The organism is Pseudomonas sp. NFXW11, assembly GCF_049887815.1.
Taxonomy (GTDB): Bacteria; Pseudomonadota; Gammaproteobacteria; order Pseudomonadales; family Pseudomonadaceae; genus Aquipseudomonas.
On record NZ_JAGEKI010000001.1, the window covers coordinates 436567 to 456213 of the forward strand.

15 protein-coding genes are annotated in these 19647 nt (G+C 63.7%); 2 read left to right on the forward strand and 13 right to left on the reverse strand.

The genetic code is table 11. The annotated features are described in order from the left end of the window. Positions 1–138: 138 nt before the first annotated feature. The 8 genes from J4P02_RS01910 to J4P02_RS01945 all read right to left on the reverse strand — a co-directional run bounded on the left by J4P02_RS01910 (position 139) and on the right by J4P02_RS01945 (position 11259). Positions 139–1824, reverse strand: a complete 1686-nt coding sequence (locus J4P02_RS01910) for a polyurethane esterase (protein ID WP_426187210.1) — start codon at positions 1822–1824, stop codon at positions 139–141. Positions 1825–1871: 47 nt separating this feature from the next. Further along, the gene (locus J4P02_RS01915) at positions 1872–3221 is read right to left on the reverse strand and encodes a TolC family outer membrane protein (protein WP_426187211.1); all 1350 of its coding nucleotides are present in this window, start codon (positions 3219–3221) and stop codon (positions 1872–1874) included. A gap of 14 nt (positions 3222–3235) precedes the next feature. Continuing rightward, complete coding sequence (locus tag J4P02_RS01920) at positions 3236–4570, reverse strand: HlyD family type I secretion periplasmic adaptor subunit (RefSeq protein WP_426187213.1); 1335 nt, start codon at positions 4568–4570, stop codon at positions 3236–3238. Beyond that, positions 4567–6348, reverse strand: a complete 1782-nt coding sequence (locus tag J4P02_RS01925; RefSeq protein WP_426187215.1) for a type I secretion system permease/ATPase — start codon at positions 6346–6348, stop codon at positions 4567–4569. The genes J4P02_RS01920 and J4P02_RS01925 overlap by 4 nt, the downstream gene beginning before the upstream one ends. 209 nt (positions 6349–6557) lie before the next feature. After that, the gene (locus tag J4P02_RS01930) at positions 6558–6944 is read right to left on the reverse strand and encodes an AprI/Inh family metalloprotease inhibitor (protein ID WP_426187217.1); all 387 of its coding nucleotides are present in this window, start codon (positions 6942–6944) and stop codon (positions 6558–6560) included. 91 nt (positions 6945–7035) lie between these two features. Further along, a complete protein-coding gene (locus J4P02_RS01935; RefSeq protein WP_426187219.1) occupies positions 7036–8484 on the reverse strand; it encodes a serralysin family metalloprotease in 1449 nt (482 codons plus the stop codon). A 300-nt stretch (positions 8485–8784) separates the two neighbouring features. Next, positions 8785–9885, reverse strand: coding sequence for a P1 family peptidase (locus J4P02_RS01940; protein WP_426187221.1), 1101 nt, complete (start codon positions 9883–9885; stop codon positions 8785–8787). A gap of 9 nt (positions 9886–9894) precedes the next feature. After that, positions 9895–11259, reverse strand: coding sequence for an APC family permease (locus tag J4P02_RS01945; RefSeq protein ID WP_426187223.1), 1365 nt, complete (start codon positions 11257–11259; stop codon positions 9895–9897). A 205-nt stretch (positions 11260–11464) separates the two neighbouring features. On the opposite strand from J4P02_RS01945, the gene J4P02_RS01950 reads away from it, so the two are divergent. Further along, positions 11465–12268: a response regulator transcription factor gene (locus J4P02_RS01950; RefSeq protein ID WP_426187225.1), complete on the forward strand. Its 804-nt coding sequence runs from the start codon at positions 11465–11467 to the stop codon at positions 12266–12268. 138 nt (positions 12269–12406) lie between these two features. Here J4P02_RS01950 and J4P02_RS01955 read toward each other — a convergent pair whose 3' ends face one another. The 5 genes from J4P02_RS01955 to J4P02_RS01975 all read right to left on the reverse strand — a co-directional run bounded on the left by J4P02_RS01955 (position 12407) and on the right by J4P02_RS01975 (position 18000). Beyond that, a complete protein-coding gene (locus tag J4P02_RS01955) occupies positions 12407–12865 on the reverse strand; it encodes an REP-associated tyrosine transposase (protein WP_426187227.1) in 459 nt (152 codons plus the stop codon). A 277-nt stretch (positions 12866–13142) separates the two neighbouring features. Then, entirely contained in the window at positions 13143–14078 is a 936-nt protein-coding gene (gene feaR, locus J4P02_RS01960) for a transcriptional regulator FeaR (protein ID WP_426187229.1), read from the reverse strand. Positions 14079–14227: 149 nt separating this feature from the next. Beyond that, positions 14228–14821, reverse strand: coding sequence for a DUF3156 family protein (locus J4P02_RS01965; RefSeq protein ID WP_426187231.1), 594 nt, complete (start codon positions 14819–14821; stop codon positions 14228–14230). Then, positions 14787–16307: an APC family permease gene (locus J4P02_RS01970; RefSeq protein ID WP_426187233.1), complete on the reverse strand. Its 1521-nt coding sequence runs from the start codon at positions 16305–16307 to the stop codon at positions 14787–14789. The genes J4P02_RS01965 and J4P02_RS01970 overlap by 35 nt, the downstream gene beginning before the upstream one ends. A 205-nt stretch (positions 16308–16512) precedes the next feature. Further along, complete coding sequence (locus tag J4P02_RS01975) at positions 16513–18000, reverse strand: aldehyde dehydrogenase family protein (RefSeq protein ID WP_426187235.1); 1488 nt, start codon at positions 17998–18000, stop codon at positions 16513–16515. A 229-nt stretch (positions 18001–18229) separates the two neighbouring features. On the opposite strand from J4P02_RS01975, the gene J4P02_RS01980 reads away from it, so the two are divergent. After that, entirely contained in the window at positions 18230–19564 is a 1335-nt protein-coding gene (locus J4P02_RS01980) for an aspartate aminotransferase family protein (RefSeq protein ID WP_426187237.1), read from the forward strand. Positions 19565–19647 lie beyond the last annotated feature (83 nt).

Consider the following 19647-nt stretch of genomic DNA (forward strand, 5'->3'; position numbering starts at 1 on the left):
TCTCATTGTTCTTGTTGAAGTCGGATCGCCCATCCGGGGGCGATCCCTTGCTTGCCGCCAGCCCCCAGGTTCAGGCGGCTGATACCCGGCAGCCGGGGTTGCGGGCAGGTCGCAACGACCTGCCCGCCTGTGCCTGGCTCAGGCGAAGACGATGCCGGAGCCGTTCAAGCCCTCCATGCCGATCCCCACCAGGGTCACCGAGTAATCCCCCACCTTGAGCAGGGTGTCGGCGCCGTTCTGCGACAGGTGCTGGCTGTAGTCGTAGTGGGCGTCAACCCCGGGTATGCCCATGAACACCAGCTTGTCGCTCTGCTGGTAACCCTGGATCAGGTCGAAACCGAAGTGGCCGCTGAACAGGAAAGTGTTGCTGCCCCCGCCGCTGGACTGCAGCACATCGTTGCCGGCACCGCCGACAAAGGTCACGTTGGCCTTGTCGCTGCTCAGCAGGTCGTCGCCAGCGTGGCCGAACAGCCAGTCGCCATCGACACTGGCCACCAGCGCATTGCCATAGGCGTCACCATTGAGGGAGTGGTTGTAGGCGGTCCATTGGTTACCGTTGTACAGGCCGCTGTCGGTCACGCTGTAGCTCACGTCCTTGCCCAGCAGTTGCCACCAGCTGCCGGCCTCGTGGCTGACCAGGGCGCCAATGTCCCGGGTCATGCTGATGCCGCCGTAGGCATCGCGGATATACAGGGTGCCGTCGCCATCATTGGCGATGGAGAAGTTCTTCAACGGCTGCTGCAGCTCCAGCACGTTGTGCCCCTGCCCGCCATGGATGATGTTGTAGCCGCCGTCATCGCGGAAACGGTCGTCGCCGGCCCCACCATCCAGGTAGTCGTTGCCCTTGCCGCCGTGCAGCAAGTCGTTGCCCTGGGTGCCGATGATCAAGGTGCTGCCAGTGTGCTTTTCCGCGTACAGGTTGAGGTCCTTGACCCATACCTGGTCGCGCTTGGCCTCGGACAGATTGGAGACGACCACGGTGGAGTCGCGACTGGTGAGGTCGTAGAAGTCCGAGCCGATCAGGCGATTGAGGCCCGCGGCGTAATCCACTGCGCTGTGCGCCGACCAGGACTGCGGGTTGAGAATGCTCTGGGGAATCAGCTTGCCGAGGAACGACGAATAGTGATCGTTGAAACTCACAATGTTGTTGGTCGCCGAGGCCTGGGGCTGGTCGTGGGTACCCAGGGACGAGGCGTTGAAATGAGTGCCGTCCAGCACCCGGAACACCGGGTCGTTCTCATAGCCGATATTCAGCACCTGCTGGCTGTCGGCGCTCTGGGTCGGCGAGGCGAAGGCCACGTAGCTGGCGTCCTTGAAGAAACCTCCCCAGTGCTCGCCACTCATGGCTGCCAGGCTATTGACTGCCAGGCCGCCGAGGCTGTGCCCGGTCACCAGCACATCGCTGCCGCTCAAGCCCTGGGCCGCGGCGAAGGCCGCCACCTTGCCCAGCAGGTTGTCGAAGGCCAGGCGGCTGTAGTTGTCGGCGAAACCCGGGACGAAGGCCGCCTGCAAGTCGTTGATTCCATCCTTGAGGCTGTCGGTACCGCGAAAGCTGATGCCGATGGACAACAACTGCCCGGCCGCGTCGTACTTGCCCAGGATCTCCACCTGGGCATCGCTGACGCTGGCCTGCTCGCCGGAAATCGTGCCCTGGGCGCTGACATGGCCCTGGTAGCCCAGCTGGGAGGCGCTCAGCGGTCGCCAGGCAGTACCCGGCAAGGGCTCGCCGGTGGGGGTCGAGGCGTACAGGGCCAGGGTGATGGCCTCGCTGTAGAGGGCCTTGCCATCACCGCCAAGGGCGGTCTTGTAGTCGAAGATACTCATGCTCATTCCTCTTTTATTGTCCCGCTGCCCCAGGGTCGCACTGCGGCCTAGGGCGCCGCGCGCTGGCCAAAGGCTTCGTCGACCCTGGCCAGGTCCTCTTCCCGCAGGGTGCCGGCGTAGTAGTGCAACTTGGTCCAGGCCATCAGGTAGTCATAACGGGCCTGGGCCAGGTCGCGCCGGGTGGTGTAGAGCTGCTGCTCGGCGTTCAATGCATCCAGGTTGACCCGCTCGCCACCGAGAATGCTCTGCTTGGTGGACACCACCAGGGCCTCGGCCGAGGTCAGGGCCTTCTGGTAGGCGCGCAACTTGCTCACCCCAGAAAGACAGGCACTGAATTGCCGGCGCAGTTCAATCAGGGTTTCCCGGGTCTTGCCTTCCAGGTCGTATTCGGCCTGCTCCATGTTGCGGCTGGCCTGGCGCGTGGAGGCCGACACCCCGCCACCGGCGTACAGCGGCACGCTGACTTCGATGCCGATGGTGTTGGTGTCGTAGCGCTGGTTGTAGGTGTTGCCGCTTTCCGACTCGTTCTTGCGCATGGTGGCGTAGGCGCTGAGCTTGGGCAGGTGCCCGGCGCGATTGCGTTCCACATCGAAGCGCGCCACTTCCACCCGCTGGCGCTGGGAGGCCAGCAGCGGGTTGTTGCTCAGGGCCATCTCGTGCCAGGTGTCGTAGTTGGCCGGGGTCAGGCTGAAGGACTGGAAATCCTGATGCAGGGGGTCGAGGTCGCGCACATCGATATTCGCCACGCCAATCAGTGCCCCCAGCTCCCGCAGGGCGGCATCCTGCTCGTCGCGGGCGGCGATTTCCTCGGCGGTGGCCAGTTCATAGCGCGACTCGGCCTCGAGTATATCGGTGCGGGTGCCCTCGCCCTGCTGGAACAGGTGCTGGTTCTGCTGGAACTGCTGCTCGAAGGCCTTTTTCTTGGCCTGGGCGATGTCGATCTGGTCCTGGGCGAACAGCGCCTTGGTGTAGTAGCTGAGCACCCGTACCAGCAGCTCCTGGCTCTTGCTGCGAAAAGTCTCGTCGGCAAACAGCGCCTGGGCCACGCCCTTGCGGTAGTTGGCGTAGGCCTCGTAGTCGAGCAGCGGCTGCTGCACGGTCAGGGACGACCCGTAGCTGTCGTAGTTGCGCTTTTCGGTCACTGTGCCGCGCACGGTGTCGAGGTAGGTGACCTTGGAGTTGTTGTGGCCCTTGTTGTAGCTGTAGCCGACCCTGGGCAGCAGCCCGGCGCGGCCGATGACGCGGTTCTCAAGGCCCGCATCGCGCTCCTTGATGGCGCCGAGAAACACCGGGTCGTTGCGTACCGCCTGCTCGTAGATCTGGAACGGGCCCATGGCCTGGGCGCCCTGGCAAACCAGTAGCGCCACGGCCGCCGCGAGAATGGAAAGCTTACTCATACGACGCGACATCCTTATTCTTCGGTCAGTGCGGAGCCAGCCCGGTCGAGCAGGGGCTTGAACAGGTAATTGAGCAGCGAGCGTTCGCCGGTACGCACGAACATTTCCGCTGGCATGCCGGGCTTGATCACCAGGCCGTTGAGTTTGTCCATGGCCTGGTCGCTGACGCTGCTGCGCAGCACGTAGTAGGGCATGCCGGTTTTCTCGTCGAGCATCTGGTCGGCGGAAATCAGGCTGACCTCCCCCGGCACCCGCGGCGTGCGGTTCTGATTGAAGGCAGTGAACAGGATGTCCACCGGCAAGTGGGTGCCGACCTTGTCGATCAGGTTCACCGGCAACCGCCCTTCCACCTCCAGGTGAGTGCCCTGGGGCACGATTTCCAGCAGGGTCTCGCCCTGGCGCACCACCGCGCCTTCGGTGTGCACCCCGAGGTTGACCGCAATGCCGTCGGCGGTGGCGATGATCTCGCTGTGCTGCAAGTCGAAACCGGCAGAGGTCAGTTGCTGCTCCAGGGTCTGGGTCTTGAGCTGGGCCTCGGCCAGTTGGCTGCGTACTTCTTTCTGGTACTCCTCGCCGTGCTGCTGCAACTTGAGCCGGGACTCGAGAATGCCCTGCTCGACCCGCCCGCTTTCGCCGGTGTTCTGCGCCAGCTCCTGCTGCACCTGGGACAGCTGGCGCTGGTACTCCAGCAAGCGGTTGCGCGGGATATAGCCGTTATCCGCCAGGGGTTGCAGGTTGCTCAGTTGCTGGCGCAGGGATTGGGCTTGGTTGTCCAGGTCGGTACGGGCCCGGCGCATGCCCGCCAGTTGCGCGGTGGCGCCTTCGATATTGGCGCGGATACCCGCCTGCTCCCGGGAGAACGCCTCGCGACGGCTGCTGAACAGCTGGCGCTGGCCTTCCAGCACCAGGGCCAGGCGCGGGTCGTCGCTGCTGCTCAGGGCGGGCGGGAAATCCACCTGCTTGAGGTTGTCGCGTTCACTGCGCCAGCGCGCCAGGCTGGCCATGGCCATGCGGTACTGGGCCTGCAGCGACTGCACATCGGCAGCGACCTGGGTCTGGTCCAGGCGAAACAGCGGCTGGCCCTGCTTCACGCTTTCACCCTCACGCACCAGGATGCGGCTGACCACCCCACTGCTCATCGACTGCACCGCCTTGCGCTTGCCGGACACCACCACCGTGCCCTGCACCGGAATCCCCTGGTCCAAAGGGGCCAAGGCCGCCCAGAGAAAGAAACTGCCCGCCCCCGCCAGGGCCAGGAACCAGCCCATGCGGGCAAAAAAACCGGCGTCACGTTCGACCCGCTCCGGCGCGTAATCCTCTTCGATCATCATGTCGTTGTGCTTGCTCATGCGCCTGAATTCCGTGTCGGGGCCTGATATTGACGGCTCATGCTGAGGCCGCCGGGTGCCACTGCCGCAGGCTTGGGCGCTTCCTGGGCCTGGCTTTGCTGGCCACCGGCCAAGGCCTTGAGCACCTCCTGGCTGGGGCCGAAGGCCTGCAAGCGGCCCTCGTTGAGCACCAGCAGCTTGTCGGCCAGGGCCAGCACCGACGAGCGATGGGTCACCAGCACCACGCTGGTACCCCGCGCCTTGAGCTGGGCAATGGCCGCGGCCAGGGCGCTTTCGCCCACGGTATCGAGGTTGGAATTGGGTTCGTCGAGCACCACCAGGCGCGGATCGCCATACAGCGCCCGGGCCAGGGCCACCCGCTGCTTCTGCCCGCCGGACAGGCCGCTGCCGTCATCGCCCAGCAGGGTGTCGTAGCCCTGGGGCAGGCGCAGGATCAATTCGTGCACCCCGGCCATTTGCGCGGCCTGGACCACCCGCTCGGGGTCGGCCTGGCGAAAGCGCGCGATATTCTCGGCGACGCTGCCGGTGAACAACTCGATGTCCTGGGGCAGGTAACCGATATAGGGGCCCAGTTCCTCGCGGTTCCAACGATGGATATCGGCGCCGTCCAGGCGCACCGTGCCGCCCAGGGTCGGCCACACGCCCACCAGCACCCGGGCCAGGGTCGACTTGCCGGAACCCGAGGCACCCAGTACCCCCAGCACTTCACCGGCATTGATGCTGAAACTCACCTGTTGCAGGGTCGCCATGCGGCGCCCGGGCGGCCCGGCGCTGACCGCCTCGAAACTCACATGGCCCTTAGGCGCCGGCAGGGACATGGCGGTGTCGCTGGGCGGGAACTCCCGCAGCAGCGCATCCAGGCGGCCGTAGGCCAGCTTGGCCGAACTCCACTGCTTCCACACGGCAATCAACTGGTCGATGGGGCTCAGCACCCGGCCCATCAGGATCGACCCGGCGATCATCATGCCGGCGGTCATATCGCCCTTGATCACCAGCAAGGCCCCTAGCCCCAGCACCAAGGATTGCAGGCACAGGCGCAAGGTCTTGCTCAGGGAACTGATTACCGCGCCCGTGTCGCTGGCCTGGTTCTGCTGGCCGAGGAAGCGCGAGTGCACACCGAACCAGCGCTTGCGCAAGGCGCCGAGCATGCCCATGGCCTGGATGGTCTCGGCGTTGTGCAAATGGCTGGTGGCCAGTTGGGTGGATTTCTGCGAATAGCCGCCGGCCTCGGCCAGGGGCTTCTTGGTCATGGCTTCGTTGAGGTACGCCAGGGCGATCAGCAGCACCGCGCCCACGGTGGCGAACACCCCCAGCCACACGTTGAACAGGAAAATCACCAACAGGTAGATGGGAAACCAGGGCGCATCGAAAAAGGCGAACAGCGCAGGCCCGGTGAGGAACTGGCGGATCTGCGTCAGGTCGCCCAGGGATTGCCCGGCGTAACCCTCACCTCGGGCCAGGTTGCGCTCGAAGGCCGCCTGATACACCCGCAGGTTGAAGCGCCGTTCCAGCTGGCTGCCGATACGGATCACGATAAAGCTGCGCAGCACTTCCAGCAGGCCGATAAACAGGAAGAAACCCACCACCATCAGCGACAGCATCACCAGGGTGGTTTCATTCTGCGAAGACAGCACGCGGTCGTAGACCTGCAACATATAAATGGAGGGCACCAGCATCAACAAATTGATCAATGCAGTGAAACAGCCAACGCTGATCAAGATGCCCTTATATTCGCCCAATGCCTTGAACAGTGGAGCAGGCTTATTGTTATTCACCATTTCTTAACCATTTCCCTGAACTGTTTTTTCGCATCCAATTGCGAACAACCAATGTAGTACATAACTTACAAGGCACTCTTGTTAGTTGTAAATCCTGCAGACACAGACAAATCAGGCAGCTGTACTCAACAGCAGCCCGAAGGCATTCCCGTCATTCAAGCAAGTGGCAATATAATGGCCGACATCTATTAGACGAAGATCGTCAACCTCTAATTAGTGCCCCGCTGCAAAACAATCAGCGCGTCGTTTTTCAGCCGGGCCTCGTACAGCCCTTCCTGCTGCCGGCTGAAGAAGATCACTTTCGACCCTTCGCGTCCGGTAATGGCGATGCCGTCGGGCTCGGGAAACCAGCCCAGTGCCGCTTCGCCGATCCAGGTCGACAGGCAGTCGGCGCCAGCACCCAGGACGGCATTCTGCAACAGGTCCAGGGCACAGCTCTGGCGCGGCTCGGCGGCCTGCTGCAGCTGCCAGTGTCCAACCAGTTCCGAGGGGTCCGCCAAACGCAAGCTGCTGGCCATGCTTGTTGCTCCGTAAAAGATCATCAGGGTTGCCAGCAGCCAGCGAGCCGCCGTGCAACTGGGGGTATGTCGATTCATAGGGTGCTCCGTGGGCGGGCAAGACTCGCTCAAGCTCGGGGCCAATGCAAGAGCGCAAGGCGGCGCGAGCGCCGCCTTGCGCCTACTGCACTCAGGCCACGATGTCGCTGACGGCTGCCTGGCCGACGGTGGTGACCAGGAAGTCCGCCACGCCATGCCCGGAGAAGTCTACCGACAGGGTGCTGACGCCACCGGAGGTGGTGAGAATGGCATCACCCGCCGCGCCGGTGAAGGCGTTGACGAAGTGCAGGCCCGCACCCTTGGTGATTCCGGTCAGGTCGATCTTGTCCAGGCCACTGGCAAAATCCATGATCTGATCGGCCGCACCCGGCTTGGAATCGGTGCTGGCGCCGAACACGAAGGTGTCCGAGCCGGAACCGCCCCAGAGCTTATCGGCACCGCCGCCGCCGTAGATGATGTCGTTGCCGGCACCGCCCTTGAGCTCGTTGGCCGCATTGTTGCCGATCAGCAGGTCGTTGCCCGAACCGCCAATGGCGTTCTCCACGGTCACGCCCTGGGCGATGGAGACGTTACCCACCATGCCGCCTACATCGGAGAAGGTGCCGGCATTGAGGTTGATCTTCTGGTTCTGGGTGAAGCCGGAGAAGTCCAGGGTGTCGTTGCCGCCACCGTCCCACACCGAAAACACCAGCTTGTCGGCGGCGGAACTGGCGCTGTAGAAATCGCGCCCGGTGTTGGAGTTGAAACCGTAGGTGGTGTCACCGGCACGGGTGCTGTAGTTGGCCCCGTAGAGTTTCTGGATAGCGGCGATATCATCCATCAGCGGGCCGGACGAATAGGCTTCGACCCCGCCCTTGCTGAAGTTCTGGCTGGTATTGCTTTCACTCCAGTAGCTCATGACGCTGTAGCCACGGGTGTCCTGGCCGTAGGTGGCGTCCTTGTAGGTTGGGTTGCCTTCGCCGGCGTTGTAGTCGCCAGGGTGAGCCAGGCCCAGGGTATGACCGATCTCATGGGTCAGGGTCTGACGGCCATAGTTGTTCAGGTCGGGGTTCTTGTTCTGGGTGTAGCTGCTGTTGATCAGGTACCAGGAGGTACCGTCATAACCGGCGCCAGTGCCCGGCAGGTAGGCGAACGCTGCTGCGCCGTCCTGGCCCCCACTGTAGTTGCCGAAGGTCATGTGACCATCACCGCCCGAAGCCTTTTCGGTAAACACCACATTGGCCACATCGGCCCAGGATTGCATGGCCAGCACGGCCTGGGCTTTCTGTTGGGCGCTGAACTGGCTAAACCCGGAGATGCCATGCTTGTACATGGTGCTCGAGGAGGCCGAGGTCAGGAAGGTATAGGTCAGGTCGATCTTGCCGTTACCGTTCAGGTCCTTGTAGGAAGCACCGTCACGCAGCAGTTGGGTAGCGGCCTGATCGACCGAGTACGAAGGCTTGCCGTTGACCGTGAGATTGCCGCCACGGTCGTATTGGTGACTGAAGCTATTGATCTGGTTATATGCAGAACTTGCTGCCGCCAAGGGCACCAGTTGTTGTTCGGCAGCGTCAATAGCGTTCATTTTTATTTTCGACATAAACACACTTCCTTGTAATCAATGGAACAGTTTTTGTCCGATAGCGACAATCCCTGGCGAGATCGTCCTATCACTCGCCCTAAGAGGCGCAAGCAACCTGACACAATTTGAAATCTGACGTCCACTACTTTTTTTGGCGTCAAATTTCACTGTTCCGGCAAACTCCAGCAAATAATGACCGCGCAGTCGAAATAATCTTTATTTGCTGCTCCCGTAGCGGTCATTGTCCGACAATCTACAATTTAATTATTAAATATCCATATAAGCGCTTATGCCAACTGTGTCGCACTTCTTAGTCCATCAACTTATGTTCCAACCAGTTAGTTCCAATGCCTCGAGCAATACTTTTGCCGTCAGGGCAGGGACTTGCGTGCCGTCGTCGCAGGTCACTGGCTCGGCCGCCAACATAGCGTTGATGATTGCCTCTTCCACCGCTTCGGCGGCGGCGCTGAACAGCGGCGAAATATGATCGTTGTTGAGCATCGCCAGGGGCGTGGTCAGGGCCAGGTCCTTGCGCCCGTAGTCCGCCGTCGGCAAGTCCCTGTTTCCCGTGGCAAAAGCCAGGAAGATATCGCCACTGGAATCCTCGGTGCCGCCACCGGTACGGGCAATACCGATGGACGCTCGCTGGGCCAGGCGCTGGCATTGATGGGGCAGCAGCGGTGCATCGGTGGCCAGGATCACCACGATCGACCCCATGCCCGGAGTACCACGCTCGGCGAAGAGCGAGACAATGCCGCGCAGCTGGCGCCCCACCGGATAGCCATCGACCCGCAACTCCTCGCGCTTGCCATGATTGGCCTGGACCAGAGCCCCCACGGTGTAACCACCCTGCTCCGCCGTCAGGCGCCGCGAGGCGGTGCCGATGCCGCCCTTGAATTCGTGGCAGATCATCCCGGTGCCGCCACCCACCGCGCCTTCGGCCACCGGCCCGGACTCGGCTGCTAGCAGCGCCTCGCGTACCTGCTGCGGGCCCACATGCTGGCCCCAGATATCGTTGAGCAGGCCGTCGTAGGTTTCCATCACCACCGGCATGCACCAGTACACCGCCGAGTCTGCCAGGGCCTCGCGCTCCAGGGCGATCAGGCTGTCGCGCACCACCCCCACGCTGTGGGTGTTGGTAATCGCCAGTGGCGTGGCCAGGATGCCGGCCTCGCGAATCCACTCCAGGCCCGTGGCGTCGCCATTGCCGTTGAGCACATGGCAGCCGGCGAAACAGGGTTGCAGCCGCGCATGCCCGGCCCGGGGCTGCACCAGGGTGACCCCGGTACGCACCTGCTTGCCCTCGACCCGGGTGTTCAGGGTGCTGTGCCCAACCCGCACCCCGGGCACATCGGTGATTGCATTGAACGGGCCGGGGGTGCCCAGGCCCAGGCGGATGCCCAATTGACGTGCTCGCATAATTTCTCCTTAGAGTTTCTGAAACGCCGGGCTGAACCGGCCATTGGTGCCATAGAGGATCACCGACAAGGCCAGCAGCCCGAGAATGATCATGATGTCCTTGAGCGAGGCCTCGAGGAACAGATTCACCAGCAGATAACCCGCCCCCAGCACCGCCAGCAGCGCCGGAAAGGGCCACAGCGGCATGCGATAGGGATGCTCGCGATCACGCAGCAGTACCCGGCTCATCAGCGCACTGAGGGCCACCACCAGGTACACCAGCATGATCAGCAGCACGCTGAAGGACGTCAGGTCCGCCAGGTTCGAGCTGAAGCTGAGCACCGCCGAGGGGATGGCCAGGAACAAGGTGGCCAGCCAGGGCGAATCCCAGCGTGGGTGGATCCGGGTGAACAGGCGGTTGATGCTCGGGGTCCAGAGCGCATCGCGGCCGCTGCTGAACACCACCCGGCCGATCTGGATGACGATGGCGACAATCGCGTTGAACACCGAGAGAAAGATCCCGGCGCTGACCACCCGGGCCAGGGTCGGGTTGCCATGGCTGGTCAGCAGGTAGCCGATGGGGTCGGGGCTGGCGAGCATTTCGCTCAAGGACGGCGCGCCGATCAGCAGTGCAGTCAGCGGCACCAGTTCGATGATCACCACCAGCACCAGGGACCAGAGCACCGCCTTGTGCACGCCGCGGCCACCGCATTTCATGTCCTCGGCCAGCAGCACCGCCGGCCCGTAGCCGTTATAGGAAAACAGGCCGATGCCCACCGCACCGATCACCAGGGCCCAGGGCGCCAGTTGCAACACACCGTGATCGACGATCTGCGGTTGCAGCAGAATGCTCAGCGGCTGCGTGGCATTACCAAACCCCAGCCAGACGATCACCAGCAGGGCCGCCACTTCCAGCAACAGGCAGGTGCCGGTGATCCAGGCATTGAGCTTGATATTGAGGATGCCCAGCAGGTAGCTGCAGGTGACAATCGCCAGGGCCACAGTCTGCGAGTCGTACTGGGTGCCCAGGGCATTGTTCAGGTAGGTCGCCGCGCCCGTGGCCAGCACCGGCGGAATGAACAGCAGCATCACCAGCACGGTGAGGAAGGTGGCGTAGCCGGCCATGCCGCCGAACACCCGCTTGGCATAGACGTATTCGCCCCCGGCGCTGTTATGGGCGCGGCCCAGCTCGGCATAGCAAAAGGCGAACATCAGCGCCAGCAGGCCGGCCAGGACAAAGGCCAGGAATACCCCGCTGCCGGCCTGATGGATGGCAAAGGGCGCGATCACGAACACCGAACTGGCGGGTGTCACCCCGGAAACGGTGATGGCCACCACATCGAACACACTCAAGGTGGGTTTCAGCGCGCCGTCGGGCGCGGAGGAAGAGCTCATATCGTTATCCTCGTGTTTATTGTTGGTCTGAGGCAGAAACGAAATCCATCGGGCGGATGCGCTCTGGGGCGCACTGGATGGGAGCTACTCTAGGCAGTCAGGCGGGGCCCACCAATTCCCCTATTGGAGTACCCCTCTTGACCTGAGCGGGCAAATCGACGAAACCCTGCCACGACCCTTTATATGCCGCAATGGAGCACCACCTTTGACCAACCTGTTCAGGGAAGTCGGCCTGCATGCCGGCCTCGGGCGCACCCTCTCTCTGATCGGCAACCCACGCCTGTGGAAACAGCTGATCCTGCTGCTGCACCAGGCCACGCCCTTCGACAATGCCCTGGCGATCTTCTACCCGCTGGATGGCCCGCCCCGGGCCCTGGAGGAATATGACGCCGAGCCCAGCAGCAAGCCGGCGTCGATGCTTACCTACCTCAATGGCCTGTACCTGCTGGACCCGTTCTTCCAGGCCTGCCGCGAGGGCTACCCCAGCGGCCTGTACCGCCTGGAGGAAGTGGCCCCGGACCACTTCCGCCAGAGCGAGTACTTTCTCAGCTATTTCCACGACAACGTGCTGGAAGACGAAGTGCAGTTCATCCTGCAACTGCCCGAGAGCGGCACCCTGTCGCTGTCGCTGGGCAGCCAGCGGCTGTTCGACAGCGAACAGATCGGCCAGCTCACCACCTTCGCCGTCTGGGTGCTGCCGCTGATGCAGCAGCATTGGCAGCACAGCCAGGCCCGCCCCCAGGTGCCGGTGGCCGCGGAAATGGCCAGCCAGATCCGCGACGCCCTGAGCCATTTCGGCAGCGCCGTGCTCTCGGAACGCGAACTGGAGATTGCCCGGCTGATTCTTCGCGGGTTTTCCTCCAAGGCCATGGCCGAACGCCTGAAGATCTCACCGGACACGGTCAAGGTGCACCGCCGCCACCTCTACGCCAAGCTGGATATTTCCAGCCAGCCGGAGCTGTTCTCGCTGTTTATCCAGTCCTTGGGGCACGACCTGGAAAACCCCTGAAGCCCTCCAGCACCGCCCCCACCGTAGGAGATCGCCATCGCCATCGTAGGAGCTGGCCGGGCGGCGTTCCGCTTGCCAGCGAAAGCGTCCGCAAGCCGTGTGCAAGACTCTAGGGCCTCTTCGCCGGCAAGCCGGCTCCTACAGCCAGATGGCGTCCCACAGGGGGTAATCGTGCACACGGGTGACCAGCCTGGCGCGAACCGGGTTGGCCACGATATATCGGGCCACTGCCTGCAGATCTTGGTCTTGCCGTAGGGCGCGGTCGTGATAACCCTTTTGCCAGACACAACCGGAGCGTCCTAGGCACGCATTGATGTCCCGCGCACTGCGAGACTTGATGCTGCGCATCAAGCTCGACAGCGAACCACTGCCCAGCTCCAACAGCCAGTGAAAATGCTCCGGCATCACCACCCAGGCCAGAGAATTGGCCAGGCTCTCGGCCTGGGCCAGACGCAGTTGACGTACCAGCAGACGGCCAATGCGCCAGTTATTGAAGAACGGTTCACGTCGATGGGTCACAGCAGTGAGCAGGTAGATCTGACCCTGCTGGGAATGGCGTCCAACGCGCAATCGGTTGCCATGAAAGCGTTGGGACATTGGCTTGCCCTCCGAGTGATGGGCACACAACGCAAGGCTAATGCGTGATGGGCGAATGTCGCGGTGAATGGTGGATCAAGGCATGTCTGTGGCGGCCCTTTCGCCGGCAAGCCGGCTCCTACGAAAAACGCTACCCGGCACCGCAACCGCCGTAGGAGCGGGCTTGCCCGCGAAAGCGCCCGCAAGCCCTGCGCAAGGCTCAAGGGCCTATTCGCCGGCAAGCCGGCTCCTACGCAGCGCGGCGGTCGCAAGAACACCGCCCCCGATGGCCGGACACCTAGGCACTCAGGGAGCGGGCCCGATAGTCACGGGGCGATTGCTCGAAATGCTTCTTGAAGGTACGACTGAAATGCGCAGAGTCGGTAAAGCCCCATTTGAAGGCGATATCGGTGATCGATTCATTGCGCAGATGCGGGTTGCTCAGGTCCGCTGCGCTGCGCTTGAGCCGCGAACGCTGGATGAAGCGGCAGACGCTGTCGCCCTGTTCTTCGAACAGGCGGTACAGCTGACGCACCGAGATATTCAACTGCCCGGCCAGGGATACCGGAGTCAGCCCCGGCTCATTGAGGGACTGCTGGATCAGCTGCCGTGCCTGATCCCGCAGGCACTGGCCATGCAGGCTGTGGTCCAGGCCGTCCAGGGTCTGGCTGTGGCACAGGGTTGGCCCGAGCAGGGCAATCAACGCTTCTTGCAGGGCCTGCCCCTCCTGGCGGGCGCTGCAGCCTTGCAGCTCGCCGGCGCAGACCTGCTCCACCAGCAGGCGCATCAGGCGCCCACTGGCGCAGTTCTGCGAGAGCTTGCCGAACTTGCGCTGCTGGCTCGGCAGGTGCCGGTAGACCTCTTCCCGGCAGAGGTGGAACGAGGCGTGCTCGATCAAGCCGTGGGGCACGATTTCGCAGGCGCCGGCAGAATCCAGCAAGGCCATGTCGCCGGGGGCCAGTTCGATGCTTTCGCCGCCCTGGCTCAAACGCGCATGGCCGCTGCGCTGGACGATCAGGAAACAATGGCGGTCGTCCTCCTGGTCGACCTTGGTGCCCTGCCGGGAAATCAGCCCGGCATTGGTGCGGATCTGCGCCACCTCCAGCCCGGCGTAGTCCTGCATGCCCACCTCACCGATAAACAAGGAAGGATCGCGCGCCGGACGCGCGTCGAAGCGACCGCATACGCCCTGCAGGGCGCCCAACCAGGAACTGAAACTATGGGTAGCAAGCACTGTGCACCTCCAGAAACCGGTTCAGACCGCCTTTGTTGTTATGGCGATATCATTAACATGTTATCTATTTGCCAGGCAAGAAGCCTGTCAGCATGGATAGCTTGTTATGGCTCAAGCAGGGTGTATGCCAGCACTTACGGTTATTTGGGTCAGAACTCTCGCAGAAGCCTGTACAACTCGGTGAAGCTGCCCAGCAGGGCAATCCGCTGTTCAGCGCTCAGGCGGATGTAACGCCGGAACCCCGGCAAGCGATTGACCACCTCGCTGGCGCCGAAGTGTTCAAGGCGTACCTGCCAGCCTTGCCCATCACGCTGTAACTCCAGGTGCTTGAAGTCCAAAGGCAGCAGCCGCGCCAGCAACTGCGGGTCGCTGTCCAGCCGCTGCAGCAGGGGCGCCCATGGCACCGCAGCGCCTGCAAGCAAGCGGGCGGCGACGCCCTGGCGGCGGATAGCCCCGGTATGGCGCAGGCTGATACGTGCCGACCCGGGCCGTGCCACCGGCACCCGCATGCACCACTGGCACACCACGATATGCATCAGGAACTGTGCCTGGGGCCGCTCCTGCACCTCGAACGCAAGGGCGCTTTGCGGGCAACGGAAAACACCCTGGGCCGCACCATTCGGGGTGAAGTCGAGCCCCGCCAGATCCCGCCGTAACTGCCCCAGGGTCACCCCCGGGCGATAGCCCGAAGGCGGCCGGTGCCAGTATTCAAAGAGGTTTTGTCGCCAGCTTGCAATGCTCATCGGCCAGGCCCTCCCGTGGGCTGTCGGTGGTTGCCGCGCTCAGGCCCAGGGCCTGTTCCAGCACCTCTTCAACCGGCACCGGACGAAACGGATTGACCTTCTGCACCAGCAGGGTCCAGGCCAGGGCATAGAGCGCGGTCAGGCCCAGCATGCTGCCGAAAGGCACATAGATATCCCGCGGGTTCATCCCCGGCGGAGTGATAAACCACATGCCCAGCAGAATGCCCGCCGACGACAGGATCTGCGGCAAGGGAAACCACGGCGACTTGTAGGCCCGGGGCAGGTCCGGACGACTAATGCGCAGCATCACCACCGACAGGGTCACCAGCAGGTAGGCCGTGCTCCAGGCGCAGACCGCCGCCAGCACCAGGTGCATGATGCTGTCGGTGCTGCCCCCCAGCCACCAGGCATGCAGGCAGGGAATCAGCACCGCCACGGCAATGCACAGCAAGGGCGTCTTGAAGCGCGGATGCAGGTAGGTGAAGACCTTGGGCAAGGCGCCGTCCAGGGCCATGCCATAGAGAATCCGCGGCAGGCCGGCCATCAGCGTATTGATGGTGGCAGCCCCGGCGAACAGCAGGCCGATTCCCAGCCAGATGCGCCCGAACGGGCCCATCACCTGCTCGGCAAAATGCGGGATGGCCATGGGGGTTTCCAGCAGATGCACGCTGCCATCCGCGCTCAGCGCGACGTTCTCCACCTGGCGCTTCATCGCCGCGCCATAGATGAACATGCACGCCGCCACCCCCACCAACCCCAGGGCCATGGCTCGGGGAATGTTGCGCGCAGCCTGGCGCACATCCGGGGTCAACGGGGTGACGAACTCGCAACCGACGAACATGAACATGGCCATGCCCACCAGCGAGAGGATGGTCGGCAAGTCGCTGCCCACCATGGAAGCGCCGAACCAGCCATCCAGCGCCACCGCCGGCGCCTTGATCAGCCCCAGCACGCCAAAGATGATCAAGGTGGTCCACATGCCAAAGGTCAGGATCACCTCGGCGCGGCTGAAGGCGGTGATGCCCACCGCGTTGAGCAGGCCGAAGAACAGCACCAGGCCGACCCCCACCAGCCAGGCGCTGCCGCTCTGCTCCATCAGGGTATTGAGGGATTCGAAGTTCACCAGGGCCATGATGCCGCTGAGAATGGTTTCCGCAGTGCCGGCGAACACATGCACGATCAGGTAGGCGGACAAGGTGCCGGTGATGGCGAAGAAGCGCCCCAGGCCGCAGGCCAGGTAGTCGTACACCGAGCCGTTGGTGGGCAACAGGCAGGCGGCTTCGGCGAAGGTGGTGGATTGCGCCAGCATCATCAGCAGGGCAATCAGCATGGCCATGGCAAATGCCCCGCCACCGATGCCGAAGCCGGTGGTGGCGGTGAGGATCACCGGGCTGGCCATGATCAGGCCCACGGCACTGGCCAGCGCCGTGGGAAAACCGACCACCCCTCGATCCAGGTGGCGGTTGAGTCTGTCGTTGAGCGACATGATGGTAAACCTCGAAAGCAGGGGTTGATGATTATTGTTCTAGGCATTTCAAGGGCACGCCGAAAACCGAGGCGTAGGGCTTGGCTGTCTGTTGCAGCTGTAATCTTCAAGGCGCTGGGCGCTGGCCTGCCAGCGAAGGCATCGGCAAGAGCAGCGCCCAAACCAAGTGCCCGTTCGCCGACAAGCCGGCTCCTACAGGCCGATTTCAATAGGCGATGCACACCGACTTGTTCTCGGTGTAGGCCTCGATGGCCGCATGGCCCATCTCGCGGCCGATGCCGGACTGCTTGTAGCCGCCAAAGGGCATCGAGGGGTCGAGCATATTGTGGGTGTTGACCCAGACTGTACCGGCCTGGATCTGCGGAATCAGTTGCATGACCCGCCCCAGGTCGTTGGACCAGATGCTCGCCCCCAGCCCGTACTGGTTGTCGTTGGCCATGGCCACCACCTCCTCCAGGCTGTCGAAGGGCGTAGCCACCAGCACCGGGCCGAAGATTTCCTCGCGCAGCAGTTGCTGCTCGGCGCCGACATCGGCCACCACCGTGGGCCGCACATAGAAGCCGCGCTCGCCATGGGCAACACCGCCGCAGAGCAGCCTGGCACCCTCCTCGACCCCACGCTGGATCATCTGCAGCACGCGCTGCTGCTGCTTGGCGGAAATCAGCGGGTTGATCTGCGCCTGCTCGTCCAGGCCCGGGCCAATGCTCAGTGACTCGGCGATGGCCACCAGCCGCTGCAGCACCTGATCGTAGATCCCGCGCTGCACATACAACCGCGAACCGGCGGTGCAGACCTGGCCCTGGTTGAAGAAGATCGCCGCCGCAGCCCCGGCGGCGGCGGTTTGCGGGTCGCAGTCGTCAAGGACGATCACCGGCGACTTGCCACCCAACTCCAGGGAAAAGCGCGTCATGTTGTCCACCGCGGCATGGCCGATCAGCTTGCCGACCTGGGTCGAACCGGTGAAGGCCAGCTTGTCGCCCCCCGGGTGGGCGGCCAGCGCCGCACCGGCCCCGGCACCGCTGCCGGTGATCACATTGACCACGCCGGGAGGAATGCCCGCCTCCAGGCACAGCTGGCCCAGGCGCAGCGCGGTGAGCGGGGTTTCGTCCGCCGGCTTGAGCACCAGGGTGCAACCGCAGGCCAGGGCCGGCACCACCTTCCAGATGGCCATCAGCAACGGGAAGTTCCACGGCACTATGGCCCCCACCACGCCCACCGGCTCGGGCACTGTATAGGCACGGTACTGGGCACCCGGTACGGCGGCGATGGACAGGTCCAGGCTCTTGCCTTCGATCTTGGTGGCCCAGCCGGCCATGTAGCGGGTGAACTCCGCCGCCGCCCCCACCTCCAGGGCCCGCGCCAAATGAATCGACTGGCCATTGTTGAGGGTTTCCAGCTGGGCCAGTTCCTCGCCATGGGCCTCCAGCAAGTCGGCCAGCTTCAGCAGCAGGCGCTCGCGATCGGCCGGGCGCTGGGCCTTCCAGCTGCCCTCGAAGGCCCGGCGCGCGGCAGCCACCGCCAGGTCGACGTCGGCTTGGGCTGCCGCCGCGACCTCGGTCAGTTGCTCGCCGCTGGCCGGGTTGTACACCGGCATACGCCCGCCGCCGAGCGCCGGCTGGCTGTGACCGTCGATCAGCAGACCGTGCTGACTGTCTATGAATGCGGCGACACGTGGGTCGATGGCAACGCTCATCTTGAAACCTCGCAATAGGGGCCTTGTTCGAGGAGGACTTTGAGCGCAAAGCGCACTGGCGTCTTGATTCTGGCTGCCGCAAAACTTGGCCCTGGCTGCCAGCGCTGCCCACCCCCACTGCACCACTGGCAGCCTGGATCAAATGCCCTGGCACACAGAGGCAAGCCAGGCGCCAATAAATGACGCACTAATAGCCCCACGCTGTCCTTGCCCCATCAGGAGATTCAACGTGAGCCAAGCAAGCCGTTTCTGGCACCCCATGCTGCACCCCAACGAAATGAAGCAACGCGAACCGATCCGCATCGTCCGCGGCGATGGCTGCTATGTGTATGACGACCAGGGCCACCAGTTGGTGGACGGCGTGGCCGGGCTGTGGAACGTCAACGTCGGCCACAACCGCAAGGAAGTGAAGGCGGCAATCACCGCCCAGCTCGACGAGCTGGAGTACTTCCAGCTGTTCGACGGCGTCAGCCATCCACGCGCCGAGGAGCTGTCGCGGGTGCTGATGAACCTCGCCGAACCCGAGGACATGGCCCGGGTCACCTTCAGCTCCGGCGGCTCGGACGCCATCGAAAGCGCGCTGAAGCTGGCCCGCCAGTACTGGAAGCTTGAAGGCCAGGCCGACCGCACCAAGTTCATCTCCCTGCGCCAGGGCTACCACGGCACTCACTTCGGCGGCGCTTCGGTGAATGGCAACACGGTGTTCCGGCGCAACTACGAGCCGCTGCTGCCCGGCTGCTTCCATATCGACACCCCCTGGCTGTACCGCAACCCCTACAGCCAGGATCCGGAAGAGCTGGGCAAGATCTGCGCCGACCTTTTGGAACGGGAAATCCAGTTCCAGAGCCCGGACACCGTGGCGGCCTTTATCGCCGAGCCGATCCAGGGCGCGGGCGGGGTGATAGTGCCGCCGGCCAACTACTGGCCGTTGATTCGCGAGGTCTGCGACAAGTACGGCGTGCTGTTGATCGCCGACGAGGTGGTCACCGGCTTCGGCCGCAGTGGCTCGATGTTCGGCAGCCGCCTGTGGGGCGTGAAGCCCGACATCATGTGCCTGGCCAAAGGCATCACCTCGGGCTACATCCCCCTGGGCGCCACCCTGGTCAACCGGCGGGTCGAGGCGGCCTTCGAGAAAAACGCCAACTTCACCGGCGCGATCATGCACGGCTACACCTATTCCGGGCACCCGGTGGCCTGCGCCGCCGCCCTGGCCTGCCTGGACATAGTGGTGAAGGAAGACCTGCCGGCCAACGCGGCGAAGATGGGCGACTACCTGCTGCAGCAACTGCGCCCGTTCGCCGAGCGCTTCGACAGCGTTGGCGAGGTGCGCGGCCAGGGCCTGATGCTGGCCCTGGACCTGGTGGCGGACAAGACCACCCGCGAGCCCATCGACCCCATGAGCGGCTATGCCAACCAGGTGGCGCAGATCGCCCGGGACAACGGCGTGATGGTGCGCCCGGTGGGCACCAAGATCATTCTCTCGCCGCCGCTGGTGATCCAGCAGGCCCAGGCCGACGCCATAGTCGCGGCCCTGGCCGAAGGCCTGAGCCAGGCCAGGCGCTGATGGCCGGCACAGGCTGCGAGAGCGTTCGCAGCCTGTGCCCGCAACTATTGCCAGGCTGGTCGTTACGGGCGTTCAATCACCTG